Here is a 15,270-nt window from a genome sequence, read left to right as displayed (position 1 = left end):
GCGCCGCGGTGTTCGCGATCCGCGCCAGGCGATCCCCCGGAATCGGAGAACGGATGGGTGTGTACGACGAGGCCGTGGCCGACGACCTGCTGGGCCGCTACCGCCCGTGGGAGGTCCGCCGGTGAACGCCGACGACAGGGCCCTGTCGGGGCGGCAGCCGAAGGCCGTCACCAGCGCGCTGCGGGTGCTCGAGGAAGTGGCCCGCGCCGGTTCGGGCGTCACGGCGAAAGACATCGCGGCCCGCCTGTCGATGCCGTCGGCGACCACGTACCGGCTGCTCAACATCCTCGTCGGCGAAGGCTATGTGGTGCGGCTCCCCGACCTGTCGGGGTTCGCCCTGGGCCAGAAGATCGGGGTCCTCGTCGACGCCGCCGTGGTGCCCACCGTGTGTGCGGCGGCGCGGGAGGTCCTGGCCGAGCTTCGACTGTCGGTGCGCTTCGGAGTCCACCTCTTCTACTACACCAACGTCGCCGTCCGCACCGCCGACACCGACCCCGAATACCCGCCGCCGGAGGACGAGTCGTTCCTCAACCGGCACCTCTACGCGTGCGCGGTCGGGAAGCTTCTCCTCGCGGAGAAGTCGGAACTCGAATCCGTGATCCCCCGCTGGGAGCCGCGGGCGCTGACGGCCCGCACGATCGTCGTGCGCAGTGAACTGTTGGCGAATCTGGACCTGATCCGGAACCAGGGGTTCGCCACCCAGCTCGCGGAGCTGCGGGACGCGTCGGCGTGCGTCGCCGTCCCCGTCCGGTCCGGAACGGGGGCGCTCGTCGGCAGTCTGGCACTGTCGGGGCACGTCGATCACGAACACCTCATGCTGCGGCACGTCCCGTCACTGCGGGAGCACGCGGAACGGCTCGCCCCGCTGATGGCCTGACGTCACGCGGTACTGGCGCTTCGGTCACGCCGCAGGTGAGTGGCAAAGAGTGCCGGGGCACTCTTTGCCGCTCACGTCGACCGCGACTGCCGGGCGAGGCGACGGTCGTATTCGGCACGCCCGGCGGGGTCGACGGCGGTGAGTGCCCGCCGGTCGTCGACCAGCCGACGTCCGAGGTCGAGGAGGCGCTCCGGAACCACGGCGTAGATCAGGTCCCACCCGGCGAGGTAACGGGGCACCGCGGTTTCGGCGCGACGATGCTCGAGCGTCCGGACGATGGCGTCCGCCACGTCCTCGGGGTCGACTGTCGGCATCCCACCGCCCAGCGGCACCCCCGACGCCAGCCCGGTGCGCACCGCGCTGGGAAGGACGGTGCTCACGCTGACACCGGCCGGAGCGAACTCGGCGCGAACGGCGGCCGACAGTCCCACCGCCCCGAACTTGCTGGCGTTGTAGACGGCCATCCCGGGCACGGGCAGTTTGCCTGCCATGGATGCGACATTCACGATGTGGCCACGACCGCGCTCGATCATGCCGGGCAACACCGTTCGCATGCCGTGCAGCGGTCCCCACACGTTGACGTTCATCGTCATCCGGCTGGTCTCGCCGGATTCGTCGAGAAACCCGCCGAGCGGCATGACGCCGGCGTTGTTGACCAGCACGTCGATGCGGCCGCGGTCCGCGAGCACGTCGTCGGCGAACTGCCGCCACGACTCCGCGGAAGCGACGTCCACCGTGTACGCGCGGGCGCCGATCGCCGCCGCGGCCTCGTCTGCGACCGCACGATCGAGGTCGCCGATGCACACGGTCGCGCCCCTGGCGGCGAACAGTTCCGCAGTGGCGCGTCCGATGCCCCGCCCTCCCCCGGTCACGACGACGACCGCACCGTCCGGGTCGATCTCGGGGTAATTCCGTCCGCTGAAGATTCCCATGGTTCCGGAGACTAGCAGTATCTGAGTTACGTCGGTAGCCCGATTTTCTCCGAGTCCGTCGAAGTCAGGCGATATCCGGCGGGCGGAAATAAGATGAGTGATGACGAAAAACCCGCCGGGCCCGCACGATCCGGTCGCCCTCGAAGCGGTCCCGTGAAGCGGGGCCTGCCCTCCGCCGTCGTCGCGTGCGCGGTGGCGCTCACGCTCCCGTGGTTGCAACCGGCCGTGGCCGACGCCGCGCCGGACCCCGCCGTCCGGTACGTCGCGTTGGGGGATTCGCGAGCCACCGGGTCGCCGCAGGATCTGCTGTCGATTCGAAACGGGTGCTTCCGCACGTCCGACGCGTACCCGCAGATCGTCGCCGACACCCTGAGCGCGGAATCCTATGTCAGCCGGGCGTGCGCTGGCGCGAAGACCGAGAACATCACGACGACAACGCAATTCACCGTGACCGGCCCGCAGCCACCGCAGATCGGGGCGCTCCAGCCGGACACGACGCTCGTCACCGTCAGCATCGGCGGAAACGACATCGCGTGGTCGTCGCTGGTCGAGCCCTGCTACACGCCCGCCCCGGGATTCGACGCGAAATGTCGCTCCGACGCCACCACGGCCCGGCGCATGAACGACGCCCTCACCGCGCTCGGCCCGAAGGTGTCCGCGACCCTGGCCGCCATCGCCGCGAAGGCGCCCGCGGCAACTGTGCTCCTGGTGGGGCACGGCGGCATCTTCGGCGACCGCGGCTGCTGGCCCTACATCCCCGCGAGCGACGCCGACGCCGCCTTCGTCGTGCAGTTCTTCGCGAGAATGAACGCCGTTCTCGCCGATGCGGCGCGCGCGAACGGCGCCCGGTTCGTCGACGTTGCCGCCGCCGCGGTGGGGCACGACGCGTGCGCCGGTCGACGCTGGTTCGAGGGCCTCGTCCCCCGATCGTTCACGATGCCCCTGCACCCCACCCACGAAGGGCACAGAGCGATGGCCTCGCTCATCGTCGCAGCCCTTCCCTGACCAGCGGGCGTCGCGCGCAGGCACCGCTGGACGCCCGACCTGGTGGCACACCCGGGCGCCATCCGGTATACCCTTCAAACGGGTCGTACGGTTTGTTATCCGGCAACGGCCGTAACCGATACCGACACTCACATAAAGAAAACGACATCTGTTTCCCGACGCGTGGATCGTCCACGGGCCGGGAACGGAAGGACCGCAGTGCTGTTGGCAGAAACGTCAGGAATACGGGCCCCCGCGGCCGCACCCCACCACGAGGAGTGGCGCGAGGTGGCCGCATGCCGCGGAGTCGCATCGTCGGTGTTCTTCTCCCCCGACGGCGAACGCGGTCGCGCCCGGGCCCGCCGCGAGGCGAACGCCCGGCAGATCTGCGAAGACTGCCCAGTCCTCGCCCAGTGCCGCGACCACGCCCTCACCGCGGACGAACCGTACGGAATCTGGGGTGGCATGACCGAGGCCGACCGCCGACGCCACGCCCGCCGAACCCGCTCCGGCGGGCGGCGCTGACCGGTTCCGCACGCGAGGAGCGGTTCTCGAACGTGGCTGGGGCCGATACGAATTCGCCCGCGAGCTAGAACATGCCGTGGCCACCGAAACCACCGAAGTGGCCGAACCCGCCGAAGCCCCCGAAGAATGGGCCGGCCTCCGGTCGTTGGGGCCCGTAGGTTCCCGGCCAGCCCCAGGGGAAGCCCGACTGCGGCACGTCGGTCACGGGCCCCGCATCCGGCACGACCCGCGCGGCGGGCGTAGCAACGCTGTCGGTTACCGTTGCCGCGGAGGCGGTTCCGGCGCCGAGGACGATCAGGGGTGCGATTGCGGCTGCGGCGACCGCCGCGCGGATTGCGAGCTTGTACATTGTTCTCACCTTTCGTGTCTCTGGAGCTGTGATCGGGTCGATGATCGAACGACCATTGATGAAAATTCTCGTCCGAACGCGGCCCGGAGTCGCCACCGCCAGCAGGTGGTAGCCGGGGCTGCCAGCCGCAATCCCGGTCTTCCGGGTAGCTGCAATTCCATTACCCGCCCGCGTGTGCAGACCGCGTCGTGGCGTGTCGGCGGGATACCGATGACGTACGCTCGAAGTCGATCACTTCGACGGTGATCGGGCGCTCTCTCTCGGACGACGCGGAAACTCGGGGTCGACGATGGCCGAATTCCATCCTCCGGCGGCGCGGTCCGAGCCGGCGACGCCACGGGTGCGGGTGATGCTGGCCGAGGACGACGTTCTGCTCCGCGAGGGTGTGGCGAGCCTGCTCGCCCGCTCCGGCTTCGATGTCCTGGAGCAGACGGGCGACGCAACCACTCTCCTCGACCTGGTCCGCACACGGACGCCCGACCTGGTGGTGGTCGACATCCGGATGCCCCCAACCCACACCACCGAGGGCCTCGACGCCGCCCGGGTGATACGGGACGAGTTCCCCGAAGTCGGCATCCTGGTGCTGTCGGCGCACGCCGATGTCGAGCACGCGATGGAACTACTGGCCAGCGGCCGGGGAATCGGCTATCTGCTCAAGAGCCGCATCACCGACGTCGACGATTTCATCGACACCCTGCAGCGCATCGCCGCGGGGGCCTCCGTCGTCGACCCGGCACTGGTGCAGGAGTTGGTCTCCGCCCGTCGGCGCAACGACCCGCTCGCGGCACTCAGCGCGCGGGAGCGGGAGGTTCTGGCCCTCATGGCGGAAGGACGTTCCAACGCCGGCATCGCCCGCCGACTGTGGGTCACCGAGGGAACCGTCGAAAAGCACGTGCGCAGCATCCTGACCAAACTGAACCTCCCGGAGACCGGCGACGATCACCGACGGGTTCTCGCGGTCGTCACCTTTCTCGAGGCTCGCTGACCGGAGCCGCGAGATCTGCAGGGTCGAGCAGATCCCGGACGGCGTCCGACGACAGCTCGGTCTTCGACACGAATCCCACCGCCGGACTCGCGGAGATCAGGTCGGCCAGGTCCTGCTCGGCGTGCGTGGAGGTCAGGATCACCGCCGCTGCGCACGATTCGTCGAGCCGCCGCGCGAGGTCGAATCCGCTCTCCGCACCCAGTTCGACATCGACGAGAACGACGTCGGGCTGCAGTTCCGCGGTCGTCCGCACCGCATCGGCGGTGTTCGTCACCGTGCCGACCACGGGGATGCCCTGCTGCTCGAGCAGTCGCCGAGCACTGTCCAGAAAACACGGGCTGTCATCGACGATCAGGCATCGTGGACGACCGTGCTGCACCACCATGCCGTCCATCGTCGACCCGATCCTCCCGGATACGCATTCCCGCTAGCAGGAAAATCCCCTCGTTCACTCGCCGGCGACCGGGATGGTGATGTCCAGCGTGGTGCCGTGGCCCGGCGGACTCGTGATCCGCAGGTGGCCGCCGAGGGCCTCGACGCGGTCCTGCAAGCCGAGGAGACCGGAGCCCGCGGCAGACGAGGCACCGCCGACGCCGTCGTCCCGGATCACGAGGTGGAGCATGCCGTCCTCCGTTCCCAGCGACACGTGCACCTCGGAGGCTCGCGCGTGCTTGGCGGCGTTGGTGAGCGCCTCGGCGACCACGTAGTAGGCGGCTACCTCCACCGATTCCGCGAAGCGGTCCTCGACGGCGACGTCGAGGGAGACGGGGACCGCCGAGCGACGTGCCAGCGTCCGCACCGCCGATCCCAGTCCCCCCTTCGACAGGATCGCAGGATGGATTCCGTGCGAGAGTTCGCGAAGATCCTCCGACACCCCCTTCAACCCCGACGCGATGGCCGACAGCTGTTCCTTCACGTCCACCCATTCGGCAGGCACCGATGCCTCCGTCATCCGCACCTCGAGCCCCAGCGACACCAGTCGCTGCTGAGCCCCGTCGTGCAGATCGCGTTCCAGGCGACGCCGGGCCTCGTCGGAGGCCGCGACGATCCTCGCGCGCGAGGCGAGCAGTTCGGCACGGGTCACCGCATTGGCGATCGCGGTCGCGACGAGATCGGCGAAGTCACCGAGCCGCGCCTCGGTGTCCGGTGGCAGCGGCTCGGCGCGCCGCGATCCGACGATCGCCGCACCCCACACCCGGGAGTCCACGACGATCGGGACTCCCACGATCGACCCGAAGCCTCCCTCGCGAATGCGGGTCGCGACTTCGCCGCCGACGTGTTCGTGGTTGTCGATCCGGGCGGCACGGCCGGTGCGGAGAACGATCGCCCCGACGTCGTCGCCCTCCATCGGGATCTTGTCTCCGGTGACCGACATCCCGGTGACCCCCGGCTCGTATCGCACGGCGACCAAGGTCCCGGTGCCGTCCCCGTCGTCGCGAAGGAGCACGGCGTTGACCACGTGCAGCCAGAGCGCGAGTTCCTCGGCGACCGCGGTGAACACTTCCGGTGGGCTCACCCCACGCGCCGCCAGTGTCGCCACCCGGCGCAGTGCGGCCTGGTGTGCGGCGAGGATCCCGAGTTCGTCGCGGCTGACCTCGGCCTCGCGCCGGCGCAGGACCGCCTCGGCGGTGCGCAACCTGGCCTGCCCGGCCATCAGGTTGGCCACCAGCGCGACGGGCAGGAAGACCAGGATGGCCACCCAGTCGCCGGGTTTGGTCGGAAGCAGGGACCCCGCCACCTGGAGGTGGAAGTAGACGTAGACGACTGCGCTGACCAACGTCGTCATCACCGACAGCACGAATCCCCAGCGCGCCGAGACCACCAGGACTCCGAGCAGGAACACCGCACCGAAGGCGTTCTGGGGCGCAACCGTGTCGAGCTGGTGCACCACAACGGTTTCCACGGTGATCACGGTGGCGGCGACCACGATGCCCAGCCACAGCGGAGGGGTGGTCGGGCGCACCAGGAGCGCTGTCAGACGCGCAGGCATTTCTCGTGTGTCCGCATCGAAAGCCCCGAAGTGGGACGACGCGTCGCGCCGTGACAGCGCTCCGATCGACCACCGTGACCACTGTCGCGTCATCGTGCTTGCTCGGATCAGTCGTGGAGTTCTCGGACAGACCTCGATGTGCATCATATCGAGGTGACCTTCCCCGTCTCGACGGCTTGCTCCCGTTGGTCGGCTGACAGAGGCCGATGTCGCTACGCTGGGCACAGGCCGAAGCAGTAGACCTTGGGAGGACGCGGTGGTAGCCGTACAGATACAGGTGGGTGATCTGGTGCAGGCGTCCGGTCACGCCGGCCCCTGGCTGGTCGTCGAGGTCAGCAAGGGCATGGCTTCACTGCAGCATCCCGACGGACATCGACTGTCGGTCCGGACGACGACGCTGTCGGTGGTGCACAAGGCGACGAGCCCGGCGGGCGAGGTACCACCCGCCCGTGATCAGCCGGGAGAGGCGCCCACGCTCTTCGACTAGATCACGAGGATTTCGTGTCCACAAATGACGTCGTTCACGCCTTCATTACGTACCAGATCAAGTACGTACATGGTATCCTGGCAGCGTCGGGTATCGCTTGCCCACGGCAGGTGCGGCCCCGCCTGCGATGCGAGGAAAAGAAGGTGACCCATGTCCGCTATTACCGCCACCGACGCCCGGAAAAATCTGTTCGGCTTGGTCAGCCAGGTGAACGAGGACCACACCCCGGTGGAGATCGTGTCGAAGAACGGCAACGCAGTCCTGATCTCGAAGGACGACTACGACTCCATCATGGAGACCGCCTACCTGTTGGCCAGCCCGGCGAACGCTCGCCGGCTGTTCCGCAGCCTGGAGGCGACCCGGCGCGGTGAATACACCGACAGGGAACTGATCGAGTGAAGACCGCCTTCACCGACGACGGCTGGGACGACTACACGTACTGGCTGACCAACGATCGGAAGGTTCTCGCCAAGATCAACGCGCTGATCAAGGACATCAAACGGTCGCCCTACCAGGGGATCGGAAAACCCGAACGGCTCCGCCACATGGAAGACAACGTGTGGTCTCGGCGCATCACCCACGAGCATCGCCTGGTGTACGTGATCGTCGACGACACTGTCGTCGTACAGCAGGCCCGCTACCACTACGACTAGCCGTCGATCGTGGTGACGATCGACGTGACCGCCGGGGTCCGCGGGGTGGAGCCGAACCCGAACCGGACAGGCGGATCGACCGGCGTCAGGGCGCCGAGGTTCTCGCCGCACCAGGTGGCGGACATTCCGGCCAGCCGCCGCTGGTCGACGGCGCCGTAGAACTCGCGACGCCCGTTGCCCGCACTGCCACGGGTGCGCACCCCGCGGAGAACGACACGGGCGATCGGGTCGCTGACCGCGCAGAACCACGGCGCGCTCGCGACGGGACGCGGCACCAGATTCAGCAGGTGTCCGAGCGGGGTGCGGGCCCCGACCTCGAACCGCACGTGCAGGTCGCCTGCCTGGACCACTCGACTGTCGCCGGATCGCGTGTAGCGGACGGGCGTGATCACCGTCCGGTCGAAGGTGTACGTCGCGGTGACGAAATCGCGGACGGCGTCCGACGGCGCGAGGAGCACCCGCAGGCCGTCGGCGTGTTCGATCATCACGTCGGTGAACTCCCCGAGCGGCGATCGGGACCAGTGGCCGACGACGATGCGGACTCCCGCCCCGGTGCCCAGGCCGGTGATCTCACCGTCGAAACGCCATCGGGTCATTCGGTCAGGTGCCGGTACGCTGCGGCGCTCCGATCCGACAGGACGGTGCGGAGAATGAATCGTGTTTGCGCCGTGATGTATTGGTCGACGGTATAGCGGGGCGCGAAATGCCAGTGCTTGAGCGCCCACCCGTGCGCGAGCATCATCATGTCGAACGTCGTCAGGTCGACGTCGAGGTCGCCGGCGATCCCGGAGGCGATCGCGGCTTCGAGGGCGTCGTGGAGCGGTGTGGACGTCGCCACCTCGAGTTCCTTGATCCGCTCACGCCCGTCCTGGTCGAGGGTCCGGCTCTCCCGGTATGTCAGCACGACGGCGTCCAGATTCTCGTCGACGATCTCGACGAACCGCCGGAACCCGGCGGCCAGCCGCTCGATGGGGTCGGTTCCCGCGGCGTCCATCGCGGGCTCGAGCTGATCACGGAACGCGTCGAGGATGTCGACGATCGTGGCGAGGAGGATCTCCTCCTTGCCGCCGAAGTACTTGTAGATCAGCCCCACGCTCACCTGCGCCTCGTCGGCGAGCGCCTGCATGGACATCTGATGGAACCCGGTCCGCTGCATCACCGTGACAGCGGCGTCGAGCACCTGACGTCGACGCGAGCTGACGCGGACGGCGCGGACCGCCTCGTCGAGTGGAAGGGCGGACGTGTCCTTCGCCATGACAGATGACCTCTCCTTGGTGGCAGAACCTGCGGTGAATGGGTATTCACAGTATCCCGCGCGGGACCGGAACCGCAGTCCGGTCCGTGTCAGATGCCGAGATCCTTCGCGACGATCGTCTTCATGATCTCGGTGGTGCCGCCGTAGATGGTCTGGATCCGCGCGTCCACGAACGCGCGCGCCACCGCGTACTCGCGCATGTAGCCGTACCCGCCGTGGAGTTGCAGGCACCGGTCGGCGACGCGAACCTGCAGTTCGGTGGTCCACCACTTGAGCCGCGCCGCACGGGCCGCGGTCAGGTCTCCGCGGACGTGCTGGCGGATGCAGTCGTCGAGGTAGGTGCGGGCCAGGTCGAGTTCCGTGGCCAGTTCCGCGAGAACGAATTGGGTGTTCTGGAATCCGGCGATCGGACGCCCGAACGCGCTGCGTTCCTTCACGTACGCCAGGGTCTGCTCGAGGACTCCTTCGGCGGCCGCGACGGCGCCGACGGACAGGGACAGCCGCTCCTGCGGCAGGTTGTGGACGAGCTGATAGAAGCCCTGCCCCTCCTCCCCGAGCAGGTTGGCCACCGGAACGCGCATGTCGGTGAACGTCAGCTCGCTGGTGTCCTGCGCGTGCAACCCGATCTTCTCCAGGTTGCGGCCACGGGAGAACCCGGGCGTGTCCGACTCGACGACGAGCAGCGACAGCCCCTTGTGCTTGTCCGGCGACGTGCGCACGGCAACGACGACGAGCGTGCCGTTCTGGCCGTTGGAGATGAACGTCTTGCTGCCGTTCACCACGTAGTGCTCGCTTTCGCGGACCGCCGTGGTGCGGATGCCGGTGAGGTCGCTGCCGGTGCCCGGCTCGGTCATCGCGATGCCGAGAATCGTCTCCCCGGTCACGGTCCCGGGAAGCCAGCGGGCCTTCTGTTCCTCGGTCGTCATGTCCGTCAGGTACGGCAGCACGACGTCGTTCTGCAGGGAGAACGCGATACCCGCGGCGGCGGCGCCCGCCCGGTTGACCTCGTCGACGACGATCGCGTTGTAGCGGAAGTCCTCGACGCCGGGACCTCCGTACGCCTCGGGGACCGGGAAGCCGAGCAGCCCCTGCTTACCCGCGTCGGTGAACAGTGCCGGGTCGAGGCAGCTTTCGCTCTCCCACTGCTCGTGCCGCGGGACGATCCGCTCGCGAACGAAGCTGCGGACGCTGTCCCGGAACTGCTGGTGCTCGGATTCGTATTCGATGGTCATGGTGTTCGTCTCCTATCCGCGGAACGCGTTCTCGCCGGTGAAGGCCTGCCCGAGAACCAGCTGATGCATCTCGGGTGTCCCCTCGTAGGTCAGGACCGATTCGAGGTTGACCATGTGCCGGATGACGGGGAACTCCAGGGAGATTCCGTTGCCGCCCAGGATGGTGCGCGCCGTGCGGCAGATCTCGATGGCCTCACGCGTGTTGTTGAGTTTGCCGAAGCTGACCTGGTCCGGTCGCAGCCCGGTCGTGTCCTTCAGCCTGCCGAGGTGCAGCGACAGCAGCTGCCCCTTGTGCAGTTCCACCGCCATGTCGGCCAGCTTGGCCTGCGTGAGCTGGAATCCGCCGATGGGCCGTCCGAACTGGGCGCGGTCCTTCGAGTACTGCAGGGCGGCCTCCCACGCGGACCGCGCCGCGCCCATCGCTCCCCACACGATGCCGTAGCGCGCCTCGGACAGGCTGCTGAGCGGGGCGCGCACCCCGCGGGCGCCGGGGAGCATCGCCGATTCGGGCAGTCGCACGTCATCCAGCACCAGTTCGCTGGTGACCGAGGCGCGCAACGACATCTTGTGCTTGATCAGGGGCGCGCTGAAACCCGGGGTGTCGGTCGGAACGATGAATCCGCGGATCCCGTCGTCGGTGGCCGCCCACACCACCGCGACGTCGGCGATGCTGCCGTTGGTGATCCACATCTTGCGGCCGTTCAGGATCCAGTCCGAGCCGTCCCGCTTGGCGCGGGTCGACATCGACGCCGGGTCGGAGCCGGCATCGGGTTCGGTGAGACCGAAGCAGCCGATGATCTCGCCCGCCGCCATGCCGGGTAGCCACTGATTCTTCTGCTCTTCGGAGCCGTTGTTCCAGATCGAGAACATCGCGAGCGAGCCCTGCACCGACACGAGGGAGCGGATGCCGGAGTCGCAGGCCTCGAGTTCGAGGCAGGCGAGGCCGTAGTGGACGGCCGAGGATCCGCCGCATCCGTAGCCCTCGAGGTGCATGCCGAGGACCCCGAGCTTGCCGAACTCTTTCGCCAGTTCGCGGGCTCCCGGCACGTCGCCGGCCTCGAACCAGTCGGCGATGTGCGGGGTGACGTGTTCGGCGCAGAATTTCCGGACGGTGTCGCGCACGGCGAGTTCGTCGTCCGAGTACAGCGAGTCGATGCCGAGAGGGTCGACGGCGCTGAAAGGCCGCGCTGGTGAGTGGGTGGTCATGACGGTGTCCTTTACGAGCCGATGGTCTGGGATCCGCGGGTGCCCGGGATGACGAAAGCCCCGCTCTCGAACTCCCTGCGCGCGGTGTCGGTTGCCTTGTAGTGCAGCTTCTTTCCCGTCGCCGACACGGGAAGCGATTCGACGAAGCGGTAGGCACGGGGCCGCTTGAACTGCGACAGCATCGGGTGTCTGCGGCAGAAGTCGTCCAGTTCGTCGGCGGACGGGACCGGCGCGGTGGCGACGACGTAGGCGACGACGACCTGTCCCCACTTGTCGTCCGGAACACCGACGACGAGCGAATCCGTCACCGACGCGTGCTCGTTCAGCGCTTCCTCGATCTGCACCGGGTGGACGTTCTCGCCGCCGGACAGGAGCATGTCGTCCTTGCGTCCGACGATCGTCACGAACTCCTTCTCGTCCCAGGTGGCGAGGTCGCCGATGTGCAGCCAGCCGTTCCGGAACTTCCGCTTCTCCTGCTCCGGGGCATCGAAATAGGCGTTGGCGCCCTTCGGGGAGCGGACGATGACCTCGCCGATCTCCGTTCCGTCCCTGGCGACCGTCTCGTAGGCGTCGGCGAGGCGGTCGTCGAACAACTTGACCACGGCGACGTCGTCGTCGATGCAGGCCCGCCCCGCGGTCCCGGCCATGTCCGGCAGGTCGGTGGGCCGGAGGAAGGTGTTCCAGAAACCTTCGGTGCTGCCGTAGCCGTTGAAGATTCGCGGGTTCAGCACCTTCTGGTAGTGCAGTGCCGCCTCCCGCTCGAGGGGCGCACCCATCGTGACGATGCCCTTCAGGGTAGACAGGTCGCGGGGCTTCTCCTCCTGGGCACGAGCGAGCATCGCCAGGTTGGTCGGGGCGCCGATCAGGAACGTCAGCCCGTACTCCTCGACGTGGTCGAGCGTGAGATCGGCGTCGAAGCTGCGCAGCGCCACCAGCGACGCGCCGAGATAGAACGTGGGATTCGGTCCGGCACAGTACAGCCCACCGCGGTGGAACCACGGCGTCATGTTCAGCGTCTTGTCTTCCGCCGTCAGCGGGAAGTGCATGATCACGTCGTGGGCGCTGAAGATCTCGATCATGCTGTTGAGCGGGACGCCCTTCGGCATGCCGGTCGTTCCCGACGTGAACAGCCGGGTGGTCTCGTCCCACACCGTGCGAGTCACGTCCGGCGGCGACGCCGACTCGGCGACGAGGTCGTCGAACCGGATCACCTCGAAGCCGGTCCCCGGCAGGGGCTCTCCCGGACCGACTGCCACGACGAGCGCGGGCTTGTGCGTGGAGCGCGCCAGCGCGTCCCGCACCATCTCGCCGATCTCGGTGTCGTAGACGAACACCGTGGGACGGTTCGCGTCGAGGATGAACGCCGTCTCGCCGGACGCGAGGCGGAAGTTCATCGGCGATCCGATTGCCCCGCAGGCCTGCCCGGCCAGGTACAGCTGCGCGAACTCGGGGCCGTTGAACAATTGGTAGGCCACGACCTCGCCGGGACCCACACCGGCGCGGGCGAGGCCGGTGGCGAGCCGGTCGACCCGGTCGCCGAGTTCGGCGTACGTCCAGCTCTCGCCGGTCGACGGGGACTGCATCGCGAGTCGATCGGCGTACCGGTGCGTGTTGCGCCGGAAGCCGTTCAGATAGGTGAAGTCGTGCTCGAAGTACTGACGATAGGCGTGGGCATCGTACGTGTACGTCATGATGAGTCCTCCGTCCCGGTGCCGGTCAGCCGGCCATGGTGAGGCCACCGCTGACGCTGATCACCTGGCCGGTGATGAACGATGCGGATTCGGACGCGAGGAACACGACCGGCGCCGCAACCTCGTCCGGGCGCGCGAGCCTGCGGAACGGAATGGCCTTGACCAGAGCCTCTTTCAGCTTCTCCGCCTGCGCCTGGAACAGCGGCGTGTCGGTCGGGCCGGGGCACACGCAGTTGACGTTGATCCCGTGCCGGGCCATCTCCCGCGCCAGCGACTTCGACAGGGCGATCACACCGCCCTTCGCGCCCGCGTAGATGCTCTCCCCCGCACTGCCGACGCGGCCGGCATCGCTGGCGAGGTTGACGACCCGGCCACCGTTACCCGCATCCACCATGCCGGGGAGGAAGGCACTGCACATGTGCACGGGCCCGAGGTAGTTGATGGCGACGACCTTCTCGGCGAATTCGGTGGTGGCGTTGAGGAACTGGTCGGTGCGGTCCCATCCCGCCGCGTTGACGAGGATGTTCGCGACCCCCACCTCGGCCGCCACCCGGTCCCGCAGGGCGTCGACCTGCGTCCGGTCGGCGACGTCGACGGTCATCGGAAAAAGCAGGTCGGGCCGTTCCGCCGCGGTCTTCTCCGCGGCCTGCAGGTCGAGGTCGGCGACGACCACCCGGTCGCCCTGCTCGGCGAGCGCGAGCGCGATGGCGCGGCCGATGCCGGATCCCGCGCCGGTGACCACTGCGATGTTGTTGCTCATGATGTTTCCCCTTCCCGTGGGTGTCGGGCTCAGGCGTTCACGTACTTGGCGAACTCGGGCTTGCGCTTCTCCGCGAACGCCGTCGCCCCCTCGAGGCCCTCGGGTGAATGCGTGAACAGATCGAGCGCAGACATCGCGAGGTTGCTCAGGCCGGCCTGGTGGTCGGTGTCGGCGTTGAACGACTGCTTCAGGAAGCGCAGGGTGGTGGGGCTCTTCTCGGCGATCTCCGCGGCGACGGCCTTCGCTTCGTCGAGCAACCGGTCCGCGGGAACGACCCAGTTGACCAGGCCCCAGCGTTCGGCGGTGACGGCGTCGTACTGACGGCAGAGGTACCAGATCTCGCGGGCCCGCTTCTCACCGACGACTCGCGCCAGGAACGCCGATCCGAAGCCGGCGTCGAACGAGCCCACACGCGGTCCCGCCTGGCCGAACTTCGCGGTCTCGGACGCGATGGTGAGGTCGCAGAGTACGTGGAGCACGTGGCCGCCGCCGACGGCGATGCCGTTGACCGCCGCGATGACGGGCTTGGGGACGTCGCGGATGAGTTTGTGCAGGTTGCCGATCTCGAACATGCCGCTCTCGGTGGGGCCGTAGTCGCCGGTCTCCGCTCGCTGTTTGACGTCGCCGCCCGTGCAGAACGCCTTCTCCCCCGCACCGGTGAGGATGATCGCCTGCACCGTGTCGTCGGCCCATGCCGAGCGGAACGCCTTGATCAGTTCCTCGACGGTCTTGCCGCGAAATGCGTTGTAGCGCGCGGGGCGGTTGATCGTGACGACCGCCGCCGGGCCGTCGACCTCGTAGGTGATGTCTTCGTAGTCGGTCACGGTGATTCCTTTCCGGGAAGCCGGTTATGAGAGTTGGTTCAACAATCGTGAACTGGTATTCGGTAAGAATGAACGTACATTCACTACGCGGAGTGTGTCAAGGGTCACGCAGCCCCAGCGACCGCTAGAGGAAGGCGCTGATCCCGGTCTCCGCCCGCCCGATCAGCAACTTCTGGATCTGGCTCGTGCCCTCGTACAGCGTCATCACCCGCGCGTCGCGCATGTACTTGGCGACGGGGTACTCGTCGACGTAGCCGTACCCGCCGAACAGCTGGATCGCGTTGTTGGCGGCACGAACCGCGGCCTCACTGCAGAAGTACTTCGCCTTCGACGCGGCCGTCCCGAACGGCTCCCCATGCTCGATCAGGTCGGCCGCCCGCCAGGTGAGCAGCCTCCCGGCGTCGGCGTCGACGGACATGTCGGCGATCAGGTCCTGCACGAGCTGGAACGACGCGAGGGGGCGGTCGAACTGCGTTCGCTCGCGGGCGTACTCGACGGCCGCGTCGAGGCAGCCCTGGAT

The 15,270-nt window shown here is 68.0% G+C and carries 19 protein-coding genes; 7 read left to right on the top strand and 12 right to left on the bottom strand.

Annotated elements, in window-relative coordinates; translation table 11 throughout:
• Positions 1-121: 121 nt before the first annotated feature.
• Positions 122-877, top strand: coding sequence for an IclR family transcriptional regulator (locus ACFTZB_RS31415; protein ID WP_378437487.1), 756 nt, complete (start codon positions 122-124; stop codon positions 875-877).
• A gap of 71 nt (positions 878-948) precedes the next feature.
• Here ACFTZB_RS31415 and ACFTZB_RS31410 read toward each other — a convergent pair whose 3' ends face one another.
• Complete coding sequence (locus tag ACFTZB_RS31410; RefSeq protein ID WP_378437485.1) at positions 949-1,809, bottom strand: SDR family oxidoreductase; 861 nt, start codon at positions 1,807-1,809, stop codon at positions 949-951.
• A 93-nt stretch (positions 1,810-1,902) separates the two neighbouring features.
• On the opposite strand from ACFTZB_RS31410, the gene ACFTZB_RS31405 reads away from it, so the two are divergent.
• Positions 1,903-2,814 carry an SGNH/GDSL hydrolase family protein gene (locus ACFTZB_RS31405; RefSeq protein WP_378437483.1) on the top strand — a complete coding sequence of 304 codons (912 nt, stop codon included), beginning with the start codon at positions 1,903-1,905 and terminating at the stop codon, positions 2,812-2,814.
• A gap of 198 nt (positions 2,815-3,012) precedes the next feature.
• The gene (locus tag ACFTZB_RS31400; RefSeq protein WP_378437480.1) at positions 3,013-3,318 is read left to right on the top strand and encodes a WhiB family transcriptional regulator; all 306 of its coding nucleotides are present in this window, start codon (positions 3,013-3,015) and stop codon (positions 3,316-3,318) included.
• Between the two features lie 64 nt (positions 3,319-3,382).
• On the opposite strand, the gene ACFTZB_RS31395 is transcribed toward ACFTZB_RS31400, so the two are convergent.
• A complete protein-coding gene (locus tag ACFTZB_RS31395) occupies positions 3,383-3,667 on the bottom strand; it encodes a hypothetical protein (RefSeq protein WP_378437478.1) in 285 nt (94 codons plus the stop codon).
• 349 nt (positions 3,668-4,016) lie between these two features.
• On the opposite strand from ACFTZB_RS31395, the gene ACFTZB_RS31390 reads away from it, so the two are divergent.
• Positions 4,017-4,652: a response regulator gene (locus tag ACFTZB_RS31390; RefSeq protein WP_378437489.1), complete on the top strand. Its 636-nt coding sequence runs from the start codon at positions 4,017-4,019 to the stop codon at positions 4,650-4,652.
• Here ACFTZB_RS31390 and ACFTZB_RS31385 read toward each other — a convergent pair.
• Positions 4,630-5,046: a LytR/AlgR family response regulator transcription factor gene (locus tag ACFTZB_RS31385; RefSeq protein ID WP_378437476.1), complete on the bottom strand. Its 417-nt coding sequence runs from the start codon at positions 5,044-5,046 to the stop codon at positions 4,630-4,632. The two genes, ACFTZB_RS31390 and ACFTZB_RS31385, sit on opposite strands and share 23 nt — an antisense overlap.
• 54 nt (positions 5,047-5,100) lie before the next feature.
• A complete protein-coding gene (locus ACFTZB_RS31380) occupies positions 5,101-6,642 on the bottom strand; it encodes a DUF4118 domain-containing protein (protein ID WP_378437474.1) in 1,542 nt (513 codons plus the stop codon).
• A 256-nt stretch (positions 6,643-6,898) separates the two neighbouring features.
• Between ACFTZB_RS31380 and ACFTZB_RS31375 the strand changes: the two genes are divergently transcribed.
• The 3 genes from ACFTZB_RS31375 (at position 6,899) to ACFTZB_RS31365 (ending at position 7,782) form a co-directional block, all read left to right on the top strand.
• Positions 6,899-7,129: a hypothetical protein gene (locus tag ACFTZB_RS31375; RefSeq protein WP_378437472.1), complete on the top strand. Its 231-nt coding sequence runs from the start codon at positions 6,899-6,901 to the stop codon at positions 7,127-7,129.
• A gap of 150 nt (positions 7,130-7,279) precedes the next feature.
• Positions 7,280-7,528 (top strand): type II toxin-antitoxin system Phd/YefM family antitoxin, encoded by a 249-nt coding sequence (locus ACFTZB_RS31370; protein WP_378437469.1) that lies wholly within the window; start codon positions 7,280-7,282, stop codon positions 7,526-7,528.
• Positions 7,525-7,782 carry a Txe/YoeB family addiction module toxin gene (locus tag ACFTZB_RS31365; protein ID WP_378437467.1) on the top strand — a complete coding sequence of 86 codons (258 nt, stop codon included), beginning with the start codon at positions 7,525-7,527 and terminating at the stop codon, positions 7,780-7,782. Before ACFTZB_RS31370 ends, ACFTZB_RS31365 begins: the two co-directional genes overlap by 4 nt.
• Here the strand turns inward: ACFTZB_RS31365 and ACFTZB_RS31360 are convergent.
• The 8 genes from ACFTZB_RS31360 to ACFTZB_RS31325 form a co-directional block, all read right to left on the bottom strand.
• A complete protein-coding gene (locus ACFTZB_RS31360) occupies positions 7,779-8,378 on the bottom strand; it encodes a hypothetical protein (protein WP_378437465.1) in 600 nt (199 codons plus the stop codon). The two genes, ACFTZB_RS31365 and ACFTZB_RS31360, sit on opposite strands and share 4 nt — an antisense overlap.
• On the bottom strand, positions 8,375-9,037 hold the full coding sequence (locus tag ACFTZB_RS31355; protein WP_378437463.1) for a TetR/AcrR family transcriptional regulator: 663 nt from the start codon (positions 9,035-9,037) through the stop codon (positions 8,375-8,377). Before ACFTZB_RS31355 ends, ACFTZB_RS31360 begins: the two co-directional genes overlap by 4 nt.
• Positions 9,038-9,126: 89 nt before the next feature.
• Entirely contained in the window at positions 9,127-10,269 is a 1,143-nt protein-coding gene (locus ACFTZB_RS31350; RefSeq protein WP_378437461.1) for an acyl-CoA dehydrogenase family protein, read from the bottom strand.
• A gap of 12 nt (positions 10,270-10,281) precedes the next feature.
• Positions 10,282-11,475, bottom strand: coding sequence for an acyl-CoA dehydrogenase (locus tag ACFTZB_RS31345; RefSeq protein WP_378437459.1), 1,194 nt, complete (start codon positions 11,473-11,475; stop codon positions 10,282-10,284).
• A gap of 11 nt (positions 11,476-11,486) precedes the next feature.
• On the bottom strand, positions 11,487-13,166 hold the full coding sequence (locus tag ACFTZB_RS31340) for a class I adenylate-forming enzyme family protein (RefSeq protein WP_378437457.1): 1,680 nt from the start codon (positions 13,164-13,166) through the stop codon (positions 11,487-11,489).
• Positions 13,167-13,191: 25 nt separating this feature from the next.
• Positions 13,192-13,926 carry an SDR family NAD(P)-dependent oxidoreductase gene (locus ACFTZB_RS31335; protein WP_378437454.1) on the bottom strand — a complete coding sequence of 245 codons (735 nt, stop codon included), beginning with the start codon at positions 13,924-13,926 and terminating at the stop codon, positions 13,192-13,194.
• A 29-nt stretch (positions 13,927-13,955) separates the two neighbouring features.
• Positions 13,956-14,750 (bottom strand): enoyl-CoA hydratase-related protein, encoded by a 795-nt coding sequence (locus ACFTZB_RS31330; RefSeq protein WP_276141358.1) that lies wholly within the window; start codon positions 14,748-14,750, stop codon positions 13,956-13,958.
• Between the two features lie 124 nt (positions 14,751-14,874).
• Positions 14,875-15,270 (bottom strand): acyl-CoA dehydrogenase family protein (locus ACFTZB_RS31325; protein ID WP_378437452.1); only part of this gene is annotated, 396 nt, incomplete at its 5' end.

The sequence above is a fragment of the Rhodococcus sp. NPDC057014 genome, from assembly GCF_042673295.1.
In the GTDB taxonomy this organism is placed as follows: Bacteria; Actinomycetota; Actinomycetes; order Mycobacteriales; family Mycobacteriaceae; genus Rhodococcus_F.
Note: the sequence above shows the minus strand (reverse complement) of the source record. Positions and strands in the feature narration are given on the sequence as shown.

Excerpts from the sequence above, each read along its gene's own strand:
- ACFTZB_RS31410 (WP_378437485.1), bottom strand. The coding sequence starts at position 1,809 with ATGGGAATCTTCAGCGGACGGAATTACCCCGAGATCGACCCGGACGGT.
- ACFTZB_RS31405 (WP_378437483.1), top strand. The coding sequence starts at position 1,903 with ATGAGTGATGACGAAAAACCCGCCGGGCCCGCACGATCCGGTCGCCCT.
- ACFTZB_RS31395 (WP_378437478.1), bottom strand. The coding sequence starts at position 3,667 with ATGTACAAGCTCGCAATCCGCGCGGCGGTCGCCGCAGCCGCAATCGCA.
- ACFTZB_RS31390 (WP_378437489.1), top strand. The coding sequence starts at position 4,017 with ATGCTGGCCGAGGACGACGTTCTGCTCCGCGAGGGTGTGGCGAGCCTG.
- ACFTZB_RS31385 (WP_378437476.1), bottom strand. The coding sequence starts at position 5,046 with ATGGACGGCATGGTGGTGCAGCACGGTCGTCCACGATGCCTGATCGTC.
- ACFTZB_RS31380 (WP_378437474.1), bottom strand. The coding sequence starts at position 6,642 with ATGCCTGCGCGTCTGACAGCGCTCCTGGTGCGCCCGACCACCCCTCCG.
- ACFTZB_RS31370 (WP_378437469.1), top strand. The coding sequence starts at position 7,280 with ATGTCCGCTATTACCGCCACCGACGCCCGGAAAAATCTGTTCGGCTTG.
- ACFTZB_RS31360 (WP_378437465.1), bottom strand. The coding sequence starts at position 8,378 with ATGACCCGATGGCGTTTCGACGGTGAGATCACCGGCCTGGGCACCGGG.
- ACFTZB_RS31355 (WP_378437463.1), bottom strand. The coding sequence starts at position 9,037 with ATGGCGAAGGACACGTCCGCCCTTCCACTCGACGAGGCGGTCCGCGCC.
- ACFTZB_RS31350 (WP_378437461.1), bottom strand. The coding sequence starts at position 10,269 with ATGACCATCGAATACGAATCCGAGCACCAGCAGTTCCGGGACAGCGTC.
- ACFTZB_RS31345 (WP_378437459.1), bottom strand. The coding sequence starts at position 11,475 with ATGACCACCCACTCACCAGCGCGGCCTTTCAGCGCCGTCGACCCTCTC.
- ACFTZB_RS31340 (WP_378437457.1), bottom strand. The coding sequence starts at position 13,166 with ATGACGTACACGTACGATGCCCACGCCTATCGTCAGTACTTCGAGCAC.
- ACFTZB_RS31335 (WP_378437454.1), bottom strand. The coding sequence starts at position 13,926 with ATGAGCAACAACATCGCAGTGGTCACCGGCGCGGGATCCGGCATCGGC.